The sequence below is a fragment of the Brevundimonas sp. AC546 genome, assembly GCF_979258305.1.
The window spans coordinates 867,190-883,390 of the sequence record NZ_OZ409849.1 but is presented as its reverse complement, the minus strand read 5'-3'; the positions used below and the strand labels follow the sequence as shown (position 1 = coordinate 883,390).

At 67.3% G+C, this 16,201-nt stretch carries 18 protein-coding genes; 8 read left to right on the top strand and 10 right to left on the bottom strand.

The genetic code is table 11. The features are described from left to right. Positions 1-6: 6 nt before the first annotated feature. Together ACZZZD_RS04405 and ruvX are read right to left on the bottom strand one after the other, a co-directional pair. Entirely contained in the window at positions 7-930 is a 924-nt protein-coding gene (locus tag ACZZZD_RS04405; RefSeq protein ID WP_463432991.1) for an AEC family transporter, read from the bottom strand. Continuing rightward, entirely contained in the window at positions 927-1,406 is a 480-nt protein-coding gene (ruvX, locus tag ACZZZD_RS04400; protein WP_463432989.1) for a Holliday junction resolvase RuvX, read from the bottom strand. Before ruvX ends, ACZZZD_RS04405 begins: the two co-directional genes overlap by 4 nt. A gap of 72 nt (positions 1,407-1,478) precedes the next feature. Between ruvX and ACZZZD_RS04395 the strand changes: the two genes are divergently transcribed. From ACZZZD_RS04395 to ACZZZD_RS04380, 4 genes are all read left to right on the top strand, one after another. Further along, the gene (locus tag ACZZZD_RS04395) at positions 1,479-1,997 is read left to right on the top strand and encodes a hypothetical protein (RefSeq protein ID WP_463432987.1); all 519 of its coding nucleotides are present in this window, start codon (positions 1,479-1,481) and stop codon (positions 1,995-1,997) included. Positions 1,998-2,091: 94 nt separating this feature from the next. Then, a complete protein-coding gene (gene gatC / locus ACZZZD_RS04390; protein WP_135195387.1) occupies positions 2,092-2,379 on the top strand; it encodes an Asp-tRNA(Asn)/Glu-tRNA(Gln) amidotransferase subunit GatC in 288 nt (95 codons plus the stop codon). Between the two features lie 147 nt (positions 2,380-2,526). After that, positions 2,527-4,005, top strand: coding sequence for an Asp-tRNA(Asn)/Glu-tRNA(Gln) amidotransferase subunit GatA (gene gatA, locus ACZZZD_RS04385; protein ID WP_463432985.1), 1,479 nt, complete (start codon positions 2,527-2,529; stop codon positions 4,003-4,005). Between the two features lie 185 nt (positions 4,006-4,190). Then, entirely contained in the window at positions 4,191-4,565 is a 375-nt protein-coding gene (locus ACZZZD_RS04380) for an endonuclease domain-containing protein (protein WP_463432983.1), read from the top strand. Between the two features lie 25 nt (positions 4,566-4,590). On the opposite strand, the gene ACZZZD_RS04375 is transcribed toward ACZZZD_RS04380, so the two are convergent. Continuing rightward, positions 4,591-4,923, bottom strand: coding sequence for a hypothetical protein (locus tag ACZZZD_RS04375; protein ID WP_463432981.1), 333 nt, complete (start codon positions 4,921-4,923; stop codon positions 4,591-4,593). A 96-nt stretch (positions 4,924-5,019) separates the two neighbouring features. Between ACZZZD_RS04375 and gatB the strand changes: the two genes are divergently transcribed. Then, positions 5,020-6,522, top strand: a complete 1,503-nt coding sequence (gene gatB, locus ACZZZD_RS04370) for an Asp-tRNA(Asn)/Glu-tRNA(Gln) amidotransferase subunit GatB (protein WP_463432979.1) — start codon at positions 5,020-5,022, stop codon at positions 6,520-6,522. A 132-nt stretch (positions 6,523-6,654) separates the two neighbouring features. Here the strand turns inward: gatB and ACZZZD_RS04365 are convergent, their stop codons facing one another. From ACZZZD_RS04365 to ACZZZD_RS04355, 3 genes are all read right to left on the bottom strand, one after another. Next, entirely contained in the window at positions 6,655-6,966 is a 312-nt protein-coding gene (locus tag ACZZZD_RS04365) for a hypothetical protein (protein WP_463432977.1), read from the bottom strand. Between the two features lie 337 nt (positions 6,967-7,303). Next, positions 7,304-8,332, bottom strand: coding sequence for an RcnB family protein (locus tag ACZZZD_RS04360; protein ID WP_463432975.1), 1,029 nt, complete (start codon positions 8,330-8,332; stop codon positions 7,304-7,306). A gap of 162 nt (positions 8,333-8,494) precedes the next feature. Then, the gene (locus tag ACZZZD_RS04355) at positions 8,495-9,079 is read right to left on the bottom strand and encodes an RcnB family protein (RefSeq protein ID WP_463432973.1); all 585 of its coding nucleotides are present in this window, start codon (positions 9,077-9,079) and stop codon (positions 8,495-8,497) included. 326 nt (positions 9,080-9,405) lie between these two features. On the opposite strand from ACZZZD_RS04355, the gene ACZZZD_RS04350 reads away from it, so the two are divergent. Further along, complete coding sequence (locus tag ACZZZD_RS04350; protein WP_135195394.1) at positions 9,406-9,711, top strand: sel1 repeat family protein; 306 nt, start codon at positions 9,406-9,408, stop codon at positions 9,709-9,711. A 9-nt stretch (positions 9,712-9,720) separates the two neighbouring features. Here ACZZZD_RS04350 and ACZZZD_RS04345 read toward each other — a convergent pair whose 3' ends face one another. Then, positions 9,721-10,455, bottom strand: a complete 735-nt coding sequence (locus ACZZZD_RS04345) for a polysaccharide biosynthesis/export family protein (RefSeq protein ID WP_463432971.1) — start codon at positions 10,453-10,455, stop codon at positions 9,721-9,723. 122 nt (positions 10,456-10,577) lie between these two features. Here ACZZZD_RS04345 and ACZZZD_RS04340 point away from each other — a divergent pair, with 122 nt between their 5' ends. Both ACZZZD_RS04340 and ACZZZD_RS04335 read left to right on the top strand, forming a co-directional pair. After that, on the top strand, positions 10,578-12,017 hold the full coding sequence (locus ACZZZD_RS04340) for a GumC family protein (RefSeq protein ID WP_463432969.1): 1,440 nt from the start codon (positions 10,578-10,580) through the stop codon (positions 12,015-12,017). A 47-nt stretch (positions 12,018-12,064) separates the two neighbouring features. Further along, entirely contained in the window at positions 12,065-12,766 is a 702-nt protein-coding gene (locus ACZZZD_RS04335) for a P-loop NTPase family protein (protein WP_463432967.1), read from the top strand. Positions 12,767-12,894: 128 nt separating this feature from the next. Here ACZZZD_RS04335 and ACZZZD_RS04330 read toward each other — a convergent pair whose 3' ends face one another. Genes ACZZZD_RS04330 through ACZZZD_RS04320 form a run of 3 tightly spaced genes read right to left on the bottom strand, consistent with a single transcriptional unit; the run spans position 12,895 to position 16,201 of the window. Continuing rightward, positions 12,895-13,824: a glycosyltransferase family 2 protein gene (locus ACZZZD_RS04330; protein ID WP_463432965.1), complete on the bottom strand. Its 930-nt coding sequence runs from the start codon at positions 13,822-13,824 to the stop codon at positions 12,895-12,897. A gap of 2 nt (positions 13,825-13,826) precedes the next feature. Next, complete coding sequence (locus ACZZZD_RS04325; protein WP_463432963.1) at positions 13,827-14,759, bottom strand: glycosyltransferase family 2 protein; 933 nt, start codon at positions 14,757-14,759, stop codon at positions 13,827-13,829. After that, positions 14,756-16,201 (bottom strand): oligosaccharide flippase family protein, encoded by a 1,446-nt coding sequence (locus ACZZZD_RS04320; protein WP_463436081.1) that lies wholly within the window; start codon positions 16,199-16,201, stop codon positions 14,756-14,758. The genes ACZZZD_RS04325 and ACZZZD_RS04320 overlap by 4 nt, the downstream gene beginning before the upstream one ends.

Genomic DNA, 16,201 nt, shown 5'->3' with positions numbered 1-16,201 from the left:
GCGAGGTCAGACGAAATGGAACAGCGCCAGAAGTATGGGGATGACCACGGCGCTGCCCACGGTGGTCAGGGCGATGACGCCGGCGATCAGGGGCGCGTCGCCGCCCATCTGGCGCGCCAGGATGTAGGAGGCGGCTGAGCCGGGCGCAGCGCCGCAGATCAGGGCGATCCCCTGGGCCAGGCTGTCGCCGCCCAGCGCCCAAGCGATGAACCACATCAGGGGCGGCATGACGCCCAGCTTGACCAGGGTCACGGCGGCGATGGTGGTGCGGCGACGTTTTACCTCGGCGAACGACAGGCCCGCTCCGGCGACGATCAGGCCCAGCGGTAATGCGGCGGCGCCCAGCAGGTCCAGCGCGTCGGACAGGCCGGGGATCAGCGGCACGCGCAGCAGGTTCAAAGCCAGGCCGATCAGACAGGCCAGCAGGATGGGGTTGGCGAGCATCGACTTGATCAGGCCCAGCATCGAAGGCTCGCGCCGCAACGAACCCCACTTCGCCAGGACGGCGACGCAGGCGATGTTGGTGACGGGGATGATGAAGGCGATGGCGACGGCGGCCAGCGCGGTGCCTTCGGAGCCATACACCGACTGGATCACAGGCACGAAGACGAAGCTGTTCCAGCGGATCACCCCCTGGAAGACGCTGGTGTAGGCGGGGCCATCCAGGGTGATCAGGGGCTTGGCCGCCAGCGTCGCCGCCGCCACGATCAAGGTCGCCCCGACCGCCGCCGCGCCCGCGACGGTCGCCCCGCCGCCGGCGAGGTCCGCGTGCCAGATCGCGGGGATCAGGAAGCTGGGATAGAAGATGTTGATCGACAGCTTCTCGATGGGCCGCCAGGCTTCGTCGGGCAGGAAGCCGGACTTTCGCAGCCCATAGCCCAGGGCGATCATCAGAAAGACCGGCAGGACGCCGGCGATCAGGGCCGTCAAACCCAGGTCGCCTGATCACGCACCCGGTCCAGCGCCCCCTGCAAGATCCAGGCGGCGGCGGTGCGGTCCACGACCTGGGCGCGGCGCTTGCGGTTCAGGTCCAGGTCCTCGATCAGGAACCGCTCGACCGCGCTGGTGGACAGCCGCTCGTCCCAGAAGGCGATGTTGATCGGGCGCAGCCGTTCCAGATTGCGGGCGAAGGCGCGGCACGACTGGGCGCGCGGCCCCTCGGTGCCGTCCATATTGGCGGGCAGGCCGATGACCAGGGCCGAGACCTTGCGATGGGCCATCAGCTTGAACAGCTGCTCGGCTTCATGCGTGAACTTGGACTTTCTGATCAGCTCCAGCGGCGAGGCGATCAGGCGGGTGGAGTCCGACACGGCGACGCCGATGGTCTTCTCGCCCAGATCCAGTCCCATCCACGGCGTGTCGGGCGGGCAGGCGGCGGGCAGGTCGAGGAGGTCGAGAACGGGCACGGGCTGCGGTTAGGACTGGCGCGGCCTTAAGTCAAAGGCGATGGTGGGCGTAGTAAGATGGAGGACGGCGAAATGCGCGGGGTTTTCCTGACGGCGGCGGTGGTTCTGGCCCTGGGTCTGTGCGGCTGCGGGCCGGCCGAGACGCCGCGCAAGACGGCGGGCGCCCAGCCCGCGCCAACACCGATGTCCGTGACCAAGGCGCCGACCCGGCCTGTCGGTCCGTCCGCGCGTCATCCGGTCATTCCCAGCGAGGAGATAGGCACGGCGGCCGACATCTCGCAGTTCCACGCCCTGCCGGCGCTGAGCGCCAAGGTGTTCAGCCTGTCGGGCGGCGATCCGGCGGTGAACGGCCTAGTGACTTATTTCGCCCTGTTGAGCGGCCCGGCCGAGGGTTGGAGCGTCTATCCGCTGGGCGACTACGCCGAATGGCGGGTGGTCGAGGCGAAGGCCGGACGGGTGGTGCTGGCGGCGCGTCAGGACACGGCCGGGCCGGAGGGGAATATTCTGAAGGCGGATCGGACGGTGCAGATCGACTTCGCCTGGAACGGCGAGACGCCGCCGGACGCGGTCGATGTCAGCACGACGCAGTGACGCGGCGTCGAACGCCCGGCGTCTGATCCTTGTGAATCCCTGTGCGGGCGGCTAATCCGACCGCTTCGTTTCATTCTGTGTGTTGGAGGGCCGCATGGCCATCGACGCTGCGACGGTGCGCAAGGTTGCGCATCTCGCCCGCATCAAGACCCCCGAGGACCGGCTGGAGCCGCTGGCGCAGGAGCTGAACGGCATCCTGGCCTGGATCGAGCAGTTGGACCAGGTGGATGTCGAAGGCGTGGAGCCGATGACCTCGAACGTCGCCCAGCCTCTTCGCCTGCGCGAGGATGTGGTGACCGACGGCGACAAGATCGACGCCGTCCTGTCCAACGCCCCGAAGTCGGCCGACGGCTTCTTCGTCGTGCCCAAGGTGGTTGAGTGACGATCTCTCTTTCCCCGTCACCCTCGGACGTGTTCCGAGGGCCCATGGCGGCTTCGAATGGCGGCGTCTGCCGTCAAAGCGCGGCGGATGCGGCGCGGTGGGCCCTCGGGACAAGCCCGAGGGTGACGGATTTTGGGTTTGGCGCGAATGTCTGATCTTACGAAACTGAGCCTCAAGGCCGCTGTGGACGGCCTGAAGTCGAAGGACTTCTCGTCCCAGGAAATCACCCAGGCCTTCCTGACCAATATCGAGGCCGCCAATCCGACGCTGAACGCCTATGTCGAGGTGACGGCGGACAAGGCCATGGACATGGCCCGCGCGTCCGACGCCCGCATCGCGGCCGGCGAGGGCGGGGCGCTGGAAGGCGCGCCACTGGGGATCAAGGACCTGTTCTGCACCGAGGGCGTGCAGACCACGGCCGGCTCCAACATGCTGCGTGGGTTCACGCCCCCGTATGAAAGCACTGTCACCGCCAATCTGTGGCGCGACGGAGCGGTCATGCTGGGCAAGCTGAACATGGACGAGTTCGCCATGGGCTCGTCGAACGAGACCTCGGCCTTCGGTCCGGTCAAGAATCCGTGGAAGTCGGCGAACTCCAACGCCGAGCTGACGCCGGGCGGGTCTTCTGGCGGTTCGGCTTCGGCCGTCGCCGCCGACCTGTGCCTGGCCGCCACGGCGTCCGACACCGGCGGATCGATCCGCCAACCCGCCGCCTTCACCGGCACGGTCGGGATCAAGCCCACCTATGGCCGCGCCAGCCGGTTCGGCATGGTGGCCTTCGCCAGTTCGCTGGACCAGGCCGGGCCGATCACCAAGACGGTCGAGGACGCGGCCCTGCTGCTGCAATCCATGTGCTCGTTCGACGCCAAGGATTCGACCAGCCTGGACATCCCGACGCCCGACTGGACGCAATCGGTCGGCAAGTCGGTCAAGGGCCTGCGCATCGGCGTGCCGCGCGAATATGTCGTGGACGGGATGCCGGCCGAAATCCAGTCCCTGTGGGACCAGGGCGTGGCCTGGTTGAAGGACGCCGGGTGCGAGATCGTCGAGATCAGCCTGCCGCACACCAAATACGCCCTGCCGACCTATTATATCGTCGCGCCGGCCGAGGCCTCGTCCAACCTGGCCCGTTACGACGGCATGCGGTTCGGGCACCGGGCGGAAGAGTTCAAGTCGCTTGATGACCTGTATTCCACCTCGCGCGCCGAGGGCTTCGGCAAGGAGGTCCAGCGTCGCCTGACCATCGGCGCCTATGTGCTGTCGGCCGGCTTCTACGACGCCTATTACGTCAAGGCGCTGAAGGTGCGTCGCCGCATCGCCGAGGACTTCGACAACGTCTGGGGTCAGGTGGACGCCATCCTGACGCCGTCGACGCCGTCGGCCGCGTTTGCGCTGGGCGACAAGCAGATCGACCCGCTGACCATGTATCTGAACGACGTCTTCACGGTGACGACCAACTTGGCCGGCCTTCCTGGCATCTCGGTGCCGGCAGGGGTGGACGCCGGCGGCCTGCCGCTGGGTCTTCAGGTCATCGGCAAGGCGCTGGACGAGGCGACCGTGTTCCAGGTCGGCGCCGCGCTGGAACGGGCGGCGGACTTTACGGCCAAGCCGGGCAAGTGGTGGTAGTTTAAAGATACCTCTCCCAGAGGGAGAGGGAGGGGCCCGCGCCGCAGGCGTGGGAGGGTGAGGGGTTACGGTCTGGAAGGTGTGGCGACGGTGACGAAACATTCAAACCGTAACCCCTCACCCTTTCGCCTTGCCGATCGCTTCGCTCTCGGAGGCTCAAGCCCTCTCCCTCCGGGAGAGGGGAGATGACGCGGGCGACGGGATTCGCTCGCGAGCTTCGTCAGCGCGAGACTCATGCGGAAAGGCTGCTCTGGAAGGCGTTGCGGGGTGGTCGGCTGGACGGGCTGAAGTTTCGTCGCCAGCATCCGGTCGGGCGCTATTTCGCCGACTTCGCTTGTGAGTCCGTGTGTCTCGTCATCGAACTGGACGGCGGGGTTCACGATCAGGATGACGTCCACCTGAACGACCATGTTCGGCAGCAGGAGATCGAAGCCCTGGGCTGGTTTGTGCTGCGGTTTCGAAATGAGCAGGTCACGGGCGCGCTGGATACGGTTCTGGATGAGATACGCGTCCAGGCGCGGATGGCAGGCACCGTAAGCTCTCACCCTCCCGTCGCCTGAAGACCACGGGAGGGTGAGGATGGATTTACTCGGCCGGGAGCGCCTTCAGGTCGGTGTCGATGGCGGCGATCTTGGCGTCGGTGATGTTGCCGCCCGAATAGGGGGCGACCTGGCGCAGGGTCATGCCTTTGAACTGGCCATAGGCGGGGTGCTGGTCGATGCCGGGCAGGTGCTTGTCCAGGACCGCCTTGGTCGCGGGATCGGCGATCAGGGCCTCGATGGAGCTGTCGATGGTGGGATGGGCGGCGTGATTCTCGTGTTCCGGGGCGGGTGTCGGGACAGGCGCGGTCTGGGCCGAGGCGGCGCCTGTCAGCAGCAGGGAAGCGGCCGCGGCGGCGGCGAACAGGGTCTTGGTCATCGAAATCTCCGTTGAGAGGCGCAAGTTGATCGCCTTTCGCGACATCCTCAAGACAGCCCCCTTTCTCGCCGCCGACGAGGGCGCTAGGACGGACGGATGACCGACACCGCTACGAACTCGAAAACCATCAAGGGCCGCACGGGCGATTGGGAAATCGTCATGGGGCTGGAAATCCACGCCCAGGTGGCGTCGAAGGCCAAGCTGTTCTCCGGCGCCGCCGTCGGCTTCGGCGCGGGCCCGAACGAGCAAGTGTCGCTGGTGGATGCGGGCTTCCCCGGCATGCTGCCGACGCTGAACAAACACTGCGTCGAACAGGCGGTGAAGACCGGCCTGGGCCTGAACGCGCAGATCAACAAGCGCAGCCAGTTCGACCGCAAGAACTACTTCTATCCCGACCTGCCGACCGGCTATCAGATCAGCCAGCTCTATTACCCCATCGTGGGCGAAGGCGTGGTCGAGGTGGAGGCCGAGGACGGCAGCTTCTTCAACGTCGGCATCGAGCGGCTGCACCTGGAGCAGGATGCGGGCAAGCTGATCCACGACCTGTCGCCGACCGAGAGCTATGTCGACCTGAACCGGGCCGGCACGGCGCTGATGGAGATCGTCTCGCGCCCCGACCTGCGCACGCCGGACGAGGCGGTGGCCTATGTGAAGAAGATCAGGACCATCCTGATCTATCTGGGCACCTGCGACGGGGACATGGAGAAGGGCAATCTGCGGGCCGACGTGAACGTGTCGGTGTGCCGCGCCGGCAACTATGAAAAGTTCAAGGCGACGGGCGACTTCAGCTATCTGGGGACGCGCTGCGAGATCAAGAACGTCAACAGCTTCCGCTTCATTTCTCAGGCGATCCAGTATGAGGCGCGCCGCCAGATAGAGATCCTGGAGGACGGCGGTTCGATCACCCAGGAGACGCGTCTGTACGATCCCACGGCCGGCGAGACCCGGTCGATGCGGTCCAAGGAAGAGGCGCAGGACTATCGCTATTTCCCCGATCCCGACCTGCTGCCGCTGGACTTGGAAGAGGCCTGGATCGCCGAGATCAAGGCGTCCCTGCCCGAACTGCCCGACGACAAGCGCAAGCGGCTGATGGCCGACTATGGCCTGTCGCAATACGACGCCATCGTGCTGATCTCGGAACAGGCCAAGGCGGACTATTTCGAAGAGGCGGCCAAGGGCCGTGATGCCAAGCTGGTTTCGAACTGGGTCACCAACGAGGTCTCGGCGCGTCTGGCGGCCGACAACAAGGACTTCAGCGAGAACCCGCTGCCGGCGGCGCATGTGGCGCAGCTGGTGGAGCTGATCGAGACGAACGTCATCTCGTCCAAGATCGCCAAGGAGGTGTTCGATCACGTCTGGAACGGCGAAGGCTCCCCGGCCGAGGTGGTCGAGAAGCACGGGCTGAAACAGGTCACCGACACCGGCGCCATCGAGAAGGCCGTGGACGAGATCATCGCCGCCAACCCGGACAAGGCGGCGGCCGTGGCCGACAAGCCCCAGGCCATCGGCTGGTTCGTCGGTCAGGTCATGAAGGCCACTGGCGGCAAGGCCAATCCGGCGGCGGTCAACGACATCCTGAAGGCCAAGCTGGGTCTTTGATGCTTGGGGGCTGCGGCCCCCAAACCCCCAGCTGGTCGCTAACGCTCGCGACGCGGTCGCTCGCTGGTTGAGCGACGCGTTAAACTAAAAAGGCCCCGCGGATCGTTCCGCGGGGCCTTTTCAGTTCCGGGCTCAGGCCGACGGCGGCGTGGGCGCGGTCGGCGGCTCAGGGGGAGCCGGCGGTGCGGGCGGGACCGGCGCATCCGGATCGGTGGGCTCCGTCGGCTCGGGGGGTGGCGGCGGCGCAGGCTCCTCGACGGGCGGGGGAGCCGGCGGCGCGGGCGGCGCAGGGGCGTTCGGATCCCAAGTCGGCGGGGGCGCAGGATCTGGCGGCGTTTGTTGGTCGACCGGCGGCGGCGGGGGAGGCGCGCTCGGGGCTTGTTGGGCCGTCGCGGCGCCGGCCAGCAACAGCGAGGAGGCCAGGGCGGTCAAGGCGATCTTCATGGGGAAATATCCTTTACGAGAAATTGCGTCTTGAAGGCGTTCGGGCGTCGTCGGGGATGACAACGACGAGCAAGGTCGGGGCCTAACGAGGCCGTTTTTCGTCCCCGTTCCGTGAAGTCGTTTTGGGAGCTGGATGCTCGAGGTCGTCTTTCGATTACCGGGAGAGACGTGTTCGCGCCGGGGGGTGGATACATGCCGATACATTCGCGCATGAGGTCGCGGCGCAGCCTTTCAAGGTCACGGGAGCGCCACGTTCGGGCGTGGGCAGCCGCGCCGAAGGACGAAAAAGACCGACGGCCGGGGGCCGTCGGGCTTTGATTTCCAAATCGTCAGGCGATCACCAGCGCCAAGCGTCACGGATGACATCGACAATATAGCCGTCGTATTCGTCGATCAGATAGATGGTGTTGTCGACGGAAACCCAACGCGTGCCCTCGGGCGGATAGCCCAGGCCGTAGGTGCGCCAGTCGTTCAGCTGATATCGCCAGAAGGTGTCCGGCAGATACTGGCCGACCGACCATGTGCGGTTCCAATACGAGCGTGGGACACTGTAATAGCCCCAGCCCGGTGCGAAATAGAAGCCGGCGCGAACGCCGTTGTAGCCTCTGAACCGGTTGTCGTTCCTCCACCAGTCCGAGCGGTGGTTGCGATAGAACTCGCGCCGCCATTGGTCGGCGTTGAAACGCTGGCGGAACTCGCGGTGCTGGCGGTCGCGGTCGCGACCGTTGTTCCAGCCTGAGCCGGGGCGGTTGGGGCGTTGACCCCCGGCGTTCGGACGGTCGGGGCGGTTCCAGCCATTGCCAGGACGATCCGGGCGTTGGCCGCCGGTGTTAGGGCGATCAGGCCGGTTCCAGCCGCCTTCGGGCCGGTCAGGGCGCTGTCCGCCGGCGTTCGGACGATCGGGGCGTTGGCCGCCAGTGTTGGGACGGTCAGGCCGATTCCATCCGCCTTCAGGACGATCCGGGCGCTGTCCGCCGGCGTTCGGACGATCGGGGCGTTGGCCGCCAGTGTTGGGACGCTCAGGCCGATTCCAGCCACCCTCAGGACGATCCGGGCGCTGGCTGCCGTTGTTCGGACGATCGGGGCGTTGGCCGCCAGTGTTGGGACGGTTGGGGCGTTCGCCGCCAGACGGGCGCTCGGGGCGGGGCGTGTTGTTTTCAGGTCGGCTGGGGCGTTCGGCACGCGGTTGGCGAGGCGCATCCTCGCGGCCCATCTGGGGACGTTCCGGGCGGTTCATGCCGCGGGCGCGGCCTTCGCGACGCGGTTGATCCTGCTGGGCCTGTTCCTGCGCGAGAGCCTGAATGGGCGCTGCGAGCGGGCCGGAGACGGCGGCGATGGCGGTGAAAGCCATCAAGAGGCGTTTCATGGTCTTTGGTTCCTGCACGCCGGTTCTCCGGCGGCTTGAAACGATGATGCGGGCGTGTCGATGAACCCAGGCTGAACATCGTTAGCAATCAATAGGCTGCGTCAAAAAGCAGAACCCCGCAGACGAAGCCTGCGGGGTTCATGAGTCCAGACTCGCGCGCGTCTAGTAAACGCCCGACAGGACGCTGGCGATCAGGCCGCTGGCGACGGCGATCATCAGGATGTCGTTGCCGGCGTGGACGTAGCGATAGCCGCGCGGGGCTTCGCGAAGGCCGTAAACATAGGGGTCGCGCACATAATAGCTGCGATACTGGTTGGGCAGGTAGCCGCCCGTGCGCCAGCGGTAGTTGCTGTAGCGCGGCTCGACGCGGTGGTAGCCGTAGCTGGGCGCATACCAGTAGCCCGCGCGCGGGCCATTGTAGCCGCGGAAGTCGGAGCGCCCGCGCCACCAGTCGCGATTGTTGCGGTCCCAGCGGTCGTTGCGCCAGTCGCGGCGGTCGTCACGGCGTTCGGCCCGATAATCACGACGGTCGTCGCGGCGGTCCTGACGGTAGTCCTGGCGGTTGTCGTACCGGCCGTTGCGCCAGTCGCGGTTGTCGTTGCGGCGTTCCTGGCGGTCGTCGCGTCGGTCGTCGCGGCGATCCTGACGATATTCGCGGCGGTCGCGATCCTGCGCCTGGACGAGCATCGGCACGGCCGTGGTCGACAGGGCGATGGCGACGACGGCGGCCTTGGTGAGGCGGTTCATCTTCGTGCTCCATTCTGGGCCGACGACGGAGATGCCGAACCGACCCGTTAATGATGCTGAAGTTCGGTCCGCCCGCCTGAACGCGTCCTGAACGGCTGTGTCAGGTTCCGAAAGCGGTCCGGACGCTGCGTCCATCGCGCGAGCGAGGTGTGAACGAGAGATTTCGCAGAGATTTCCGAGTGCTGAATCCCACCGGAAGTATTCATCTCTGCTTTACTGAAAAGTCTGGGCGACGGCGTTTGGCGTTAACTTTAACTTCAAACCGGCGGTATTTGATGGCGTCTCAGAGGCGGGCCCAGAATGGCGCCCGATCAGGAGATACGGTGATGACCGCGCAAGAATTGGCGCACGACCTGCAGGCCCCGCAAGACGGTCTGCCGCTGCCGACCCCGGACATGTCCGGCGACGACCTGTTCAAACTGGGCATGATGTATTCGGCCGGTTCGGGCGGTTGTCCTATGGACCGCGTGTCGGCCCATATGATCTTCAACCTGGCGGCCATGAAGGGCTCGATCGAGGCGCGCGTCTATCGCCGCGAGATGAGCATGGAGATGGAGCGCGAGGAGATCGCCGAGGCCCAGAAGGCCGCACGGCGCTACATCGACCAGGGCGTGGTTCAGTTGGTCGCTTGAGGCGACCTTCTAGAACTGGGCGAAGCCGCTGCCGTTCGATCCGTTGATCGAATAGCTGAAGCCGATGGGCAGGGCGGCGCGCACCTGGGTGAAGAAGGCGGCCAGTTCGCCCAGGGTCGAGCGCGGCACGAAGATGATGTCGCCTCGGCGCAGGGCGACGACCTCGCCGCGACGTGGACGCAGGTCCACCACCCGCATCATGCGCGATCCGCCGGGACCGCGACGGATCAGGGCCACGCCGTCCGATCTTGACGTCGGCGCAAAGCCGCCAGCTTGAATGACCGCCTGATAGGCGTCCAGATCGCCGATCATCTCGAAGACGCCCGGCGTGCGGACCTCGCCGTCGACCCAGACGCGGATCGGGCCGGCCTGGCGCAAGGTCACCTCGACCGTCGGCCGCACCAGCTGCGGCGCATAGGCTGTCGAAACCACCTGCTGCAACTCGGGCAGGGTGCGATCCGCCGCCATGATCGATCCGATCAGGGGCAGGGCGATCCGGCCGTCGGGGCCGATCTTGACCGTGCGTGTCAGTTCCGAGGCCGTGGGGGTCGCCACCTCGATCTCGTCGCCGGGGTAGAGCAGATATTCCGGCTCCTGATCCGTCCAGTCGGCGAAGGGAATGCCGGGGAAGTCTCCGTTCATGGGGCGTTCGACGCGCTGCGGACCGCTGGCGCACGCCGTCAGCGAGGCGGCGAGGGAGGCTGAACCCAGGGTCAGCAGGAACAGGCGGCGATCTGACAGCATGAGAATCGGTCGGCCTCGACGAGGAGATTTGAGCCAACGTCGCCGGTTATGGGTAATCATCGGTTAACGCCGGTGGGCGAAGGGTGGCTGGAACAAGCCTTTCAAGGGATTCGGCCCGCTCTATGCGTTCCACGGCACACGTCACGGCAAGACCGCGCTATGGCGTGCTGGACGTCATCGGCCTGCTGTTCCGCGAGCTGTTGCTGATGATCGTGGTGTTCGTCGTCATCCTGGCGCTGGGCTTCGCGGCGGCGATGACGCTGAAGAAAAGCTATACCGCCACCGGATCGGTCTTCGCCGGAGTGGGCCAGGAATACGTCTACCAGCCGCGCGTCGGCACGGCCGATCGGGGACAGGCGCCGCAGGGCGACGAGGTCGCCAACTCCGAAGCCGCGATTCTGGGTTCCGGCGCCGTACGCCAGAAGGTGGTCGAGACGCTGGGTCCCGCCGCCATCCTGGGTGAACAGCCCAAGGGCGATCCGCAGAAGGCCGAGGCCGCCGCGCGCCGCGTGATCGGAACCAGCCTGGGCGTCGCCACGGCGCCGGGCAGTGCGGTGATCCATCTCAGCTACAAGGCCGATGACCCTGAACGGGCGGCGCGGGTGCTGAACACCATTATCGAGCAATATCTGGTCTATCGCCGCGAAGTGTTCCGCGACAAGACGCCGGCCATCGCCACCCAGCGCGCCGCTTTCGAGGACGAATTGGGCAATGCGGACCGAGCCTATGAAACCTTCCTGTCGTCCAACGACATCGGTGATTTCGCCGCCGCCAAGGCGACGCTGGCGGCGACGTATCAGACGGTCTTCACCGATCGCATGTCGACGCAGAGCCAGTTGAACCAGACCGCCCAACGGCTGAACACCCTGGTGGCGCAGCAGGCGGGCACGCCGGCTGAAGTGGCGCTGCAGCAGGACTTGAACATTTCGGCCCAGGACCAGGTGCTGCAACTGCGCACCGAGCGCGAGCAACTGCTGTCGCGCTATCAGCCCGACGCCCAGCCGGTGAGGGACATCGAGGCGCGGATCAACCAGCTCCAGGCCTATGTCGCGACAGGAACGGCGGTGGGGGCCAAGGAGGTCCGCACGGGGCCGAACCCCGTCTGGACCGAGCTGGAGACGACGCGGATCAATACGCGGGCCGAGCGGGATTCGCTGGCGGCGCGTCTGTCGGTCCTGGACCGACAACTGGCGGACATCCGCTCGCGACAGGCGCGTCTGACGGCCCTGGAATCCGAGAACTCGACCCTGGCCGGCAATCGGGAAGTGCTGAGCGCCTCGATCCGCGAGTTCCAGCAGCGCGAGACCCAGAGCCGTGCCGACAACGCCCTGGTCGCCGCCGGCGCCGACAATGTCACCGTCATCGAACGCGCCCAACCGCCCTCGACGGGCAAGAGCCTGAAGATCCCGCTGCTGGCGGCGGTCTTCCTGTTCGCGGGTTTCACCGCCCTGTGCGTCGGTTTGCTGCGGGTGTTCACGCGGCGCGGGTTCACGACGCCGGCCTCGGTCAGCCGCACGCTGGACATGCCCGTCCTGGCCGTCGCGCCCGCCAAGGCGGCCTAGCGAAAGTCGTGCTAGGCTGAGGGCTTAGGGAGCGCCTTGGCGATTCGATGGTCGATCTGACTTCAGAAATGGCGGGCCTTTGGGCGGCGCTGGGACCGGCGCCCGCGCATCGCGCGCGCGTCATCCAGTTCGCGTCGGCCGCGACTGGCGAAGGCGTCTCGACCGTGGCGCGCGAGTTCGCCCGTCTGGCGGCCGTGCGGGCGCGCAAGCCCGTGTGGCTGATCGACGGCGACCTGGCCCAGCAGGGGCAGCTTGAGTCAGTGTCCGCCGAGCCGGATCGCTTCGGCCAGATCGGCAAGGCGGCGCAGGCCTCGCCAGACGGCTCCAGCTTCTACGCCGTGACGCCGCGCGTTACCGGGCGCGACGGCAAGCCGGTGCCGGACTCGCGACTGCTGACGGCGCGGTCGTGCCTGGGCGGCCGGCTGTGGGTGACGCATTTCCATATGGAGGCGCTGCGGTCCGGGCATCGGGTCGAGGCGGTCGGAGAGCCCCGCTATTGGGAGGCCCTGCGGCCTCATGCAGACACCATCGTCATCGACGCCCCAGCCGCCGACCGCAACGATATGGCGATCATACTGGCGCCCTTCGTCGATATGACGGTGTTGGTCGTCGCGGCCGAGAGCACGGCGGCAAGCGCCCCGGTCATCCTGCGCGACGAGATCGAGGCCGTTGGTGGACGTATCGCCGGGGTTGTGATGAACCGATCGACATACAAGCCGCCGAGTTTCCTGCAGCGGCTGACGGGCTGAGGCCTGTCCCTACTTCGTCATCCTTGGGCTTGTCCCAAGGATCCATACGCCCGGTGCTTCCAGTCTGAGACCGGGAGTATGGATCCTCGCCACAAGGGCGAGGATGACGGGGAGGAGAGTGAGAGACCTCAGTCCGAACGCGACAGCATTGCCGCGCCGTAGAGTTTCGGCTCGAAACCCTTGGTCCAGAAGACCTTGCCGAGGCCTCGAGCGCAGCGGTCGTAGGTGTGGGCGCGGTCGGCGCGGCGCAGCAGGGCCGATATAAGAGACGCGGCGCCCCAGACGCCGGTCTGGGCCAGGCCGACCAGCATCCATTTGACGACGCCCAGCCAGTCGCGGCGGTCGGCGGCCATCTGGGTCGGGCTCTGACCATAGGCGAAGGCGCGGGTCAGGGCGTAGTTCAGGGTGGCGCGGTGGGGCGGGGCGAACTCGTCCACCCAGGCCTCTGCAGCCCAGCCGAAACGGCCGCCGCGCGCCGACAGGGCGGTGAACAGCCGGTCGTCCTCGCCGCCCGTCTCGTTCATGGCGACATCGAAGGGCGCGTCGCCGGGCAGGGCGGTCGCGCGCACCATCAGACTGTTGCCGCAGCCGTGGATGGTTTCGGTCAGGCCGGTCTCGTTCGGGCCGTCGCGGCCGAAGAACCGCTCCAGATAGGTGGTGGTCCAGCCGGTGTCAGCCGGCACACGCCCGCGAATGGGGCCGAAGACGACATCGGCGCTGGTCTGGCCTTGCGCGTCCAGCAGGGCGGCGAGCCAGCCGGGGGAGGCGGCCTCGTCGTCGTCGAGGAAGGCGATCAGGGGCGCGTCGGTCACGGACAGGCCGACGTTGCGTGCGGTCGCCACGCCGGGCACGGGAGCGTGGGCGTAGGTCAGAGGGACGGGCGCCTCGCCGCGCAGGCGCTCGATCAGGACGCCGGCGGAACCTTGCGGGTCATTGTCGGCGACGACGATTGAAGCGACGCGGTGCAGCGATCCGGTCTGGGCGAAGACGGAACGCAGGGCGCGCTCCAGGCTGTAGGGACGACGCAAGGTCGGAATGATGACGGCGACGTCGCGCATGGTCAGACGGCGTCCGCATAGACGGCGGCGCGGTAGAGCCTCAGCGCAAAGGCGCGGACCTTGACCGGCAGGATCTTCGTCAGGGCGGCCCGCTTCATCAGGCGGCGCGCCAGGGGCAGGGCGGGCAGGCGTTTCAGGGCGCGCGCGGCCTTGTAGCTGGGATAGGTTTGGACGATGGCGGGGTGCAGGGCGACGACGCGGGCGAAGTTGCCGGCGCCCTGGTCGAACTTGCGCGCCAGGTCCTCGACGGTGTCCAGGCCCATGTGGGTGGCCGGATTGTCGATGTGGACGACGGGAAACCGACGCGAGACGCGCATGGCCCACTCCACATCCTCCCAGCCCCAGCCGCTGAAACCGGGATCGAAGGATTCGGCGGCGAAGACGTCGCGGCGCACCAGCAGGTTGGAGGTGTAGACGTATTTCTCGGGCGTCAGGGCGCGCTGGGACGCCGGCAGGCATTCCGAGGCGCCGGACAGGGCGCGGTGGACGGCGAACCGGGCGTGGGTCGGGGCCTGATCGAGAGAGAAGCCGCCGAAGGCCACGGCGGGCGCATCCTGGGCGAACAGGCGCAGCCAGGTCTGGAGGAAGACGGGCGTATCGGGCCGCATGTCGCTGTCGAGGAACAGATAGGCGTCGCCCCGGGCGGCGGTGGTCAGGCGATTGCGACCCCTGGCCCGGCCCTCGTTCGCGGCCAGGCTGATCAGGCGCACGGGCAGGCGCAGCGTGTCGATGGTGGCTTGAAGCCCGACCGTCAGATCGGCGTCGGCGGTGCCGTCGTCCAGCAGGATCAGCTCGACGGCTCCGGACAGGGCGTTGGCCCCGGTATCCAGTTGACGCAGCAAGGCCTGGGGATCGTCGCGCAGGAAGGGAATCAGGACCGAGATCGTCGGCCTGGCTTGCGACCAGGCGGCGTTGTCGTGGATGTGGGCGCTCATGCCGGCACGCTGCGACGCGCGCGGATCAGGCGCAGCAGCACGTCACGGACCCCGGCGGCGTTCAGGGTCAGGGCCACGACGGCATAGACGAGGCCGCCCACGCCGGCGTCCAGCATCAACTCCACGAACCCGCCGATGGGCGGCAGCAGCCAGACGACCCCGGCCATGACGGCCGACGCGATCCCGCAGCGGATCAGCGCCTCCCACGGCATGGGCAGGGCGATGGCGCGGCGGCTGAGCAGGAGGCAGGCGATCAGGCCGATGGCGAAGCTGGCGGCGGTGGAGACGGCCGCGCCGACGACGCCCATTCGGGGGATCAGGATCAGGTTCAAAGCGACGTTGCACAGCGCCGGAATGGCCATGGTGACCAGCAGCAGGCCTGTCTTCTTGCCCAGGGTGAAACCGAAGCCGAAATAATAAGCGATCATGCCAGACAGGAAGGACGAGGCCGCGATCCAGGGCGTGACCAGGGCGGCGGCGGCGCGCAGATCCTGGCCGATCATCAGCTCCGCCATCGGCCGCGCCACCATCGACAGGCCCACGGCGGCGGGCAGGCCGATCAGGATCAGGGTCGATCCTTGCTCCAACGCGGTCTGGCGCAGCGCCTCGCGACCACCTCGCTCCAGCGCCATGACCATGGCCGGCGCCCCGGCCGCGCCCAGCCAGATGAAGATGACGTCCAGGGTCCGGTTCGCCAGGCTGTAGCTGGCGTGATAGGCGCCGACAGCCCCCGCATCCATGAAGGCGGCCAGCAGGAAGCGGTCGGTCGAGGCCAGAACCACGGCCAGCGTCAGCGACGCCGCGATCGGATAGCCGTAGACGGCATAGGCCTTGAGCCGCCCGCGATCGACGGTTCCCCCGGTCGTCTGGCGCAGTTCGCCCGGTAGGATGAAGGGCAGGGCGAACAGGGGCGCGATGGCCAGGCCCAGCAGGGGCGATGCTGCCCCGGCCCCGGCGACGGCGAACCCGGCCCCGACCAGGAAGCCCAGGATGGAGACGCCGATGTCGACGCGGGCGGCCTTGGACACCTCGCCCGCCGCCCGGAAACGCTCCTGCGCCAGCTTGGCCAGGTTGCGCACCGGCGCGCCGGCCAGGCCGAAGGCGACGGCGATCTTGAGCGCGGGCGGCAGGGGCGCCAGCCACACCACCAGTGCGGCGATGGGGGTGAAGACGGAGATGATGGCGAAGGAGGTGCGGTACAGGCTGGCGAAATGGGCGGCCAAGCCCTCGGGCGTGCGCTCGGTCGCCCAGAAGCGCGCCATCGACGCCTCCAGCCAGCTAAAGGTCACGGTGTGGGCCAGGGTGGTGACCGAAAAGGCCAGGGCGTAGTGGCCGAAGTCGTCGGCGCTGAGCAGGCGCGTGAAGACGAAGATGGTCAGGAAACCGACCACTCCCTGGACGATCTGGGCCGGCAGATAGCCCCAGACGCCGCGCCAGAACAT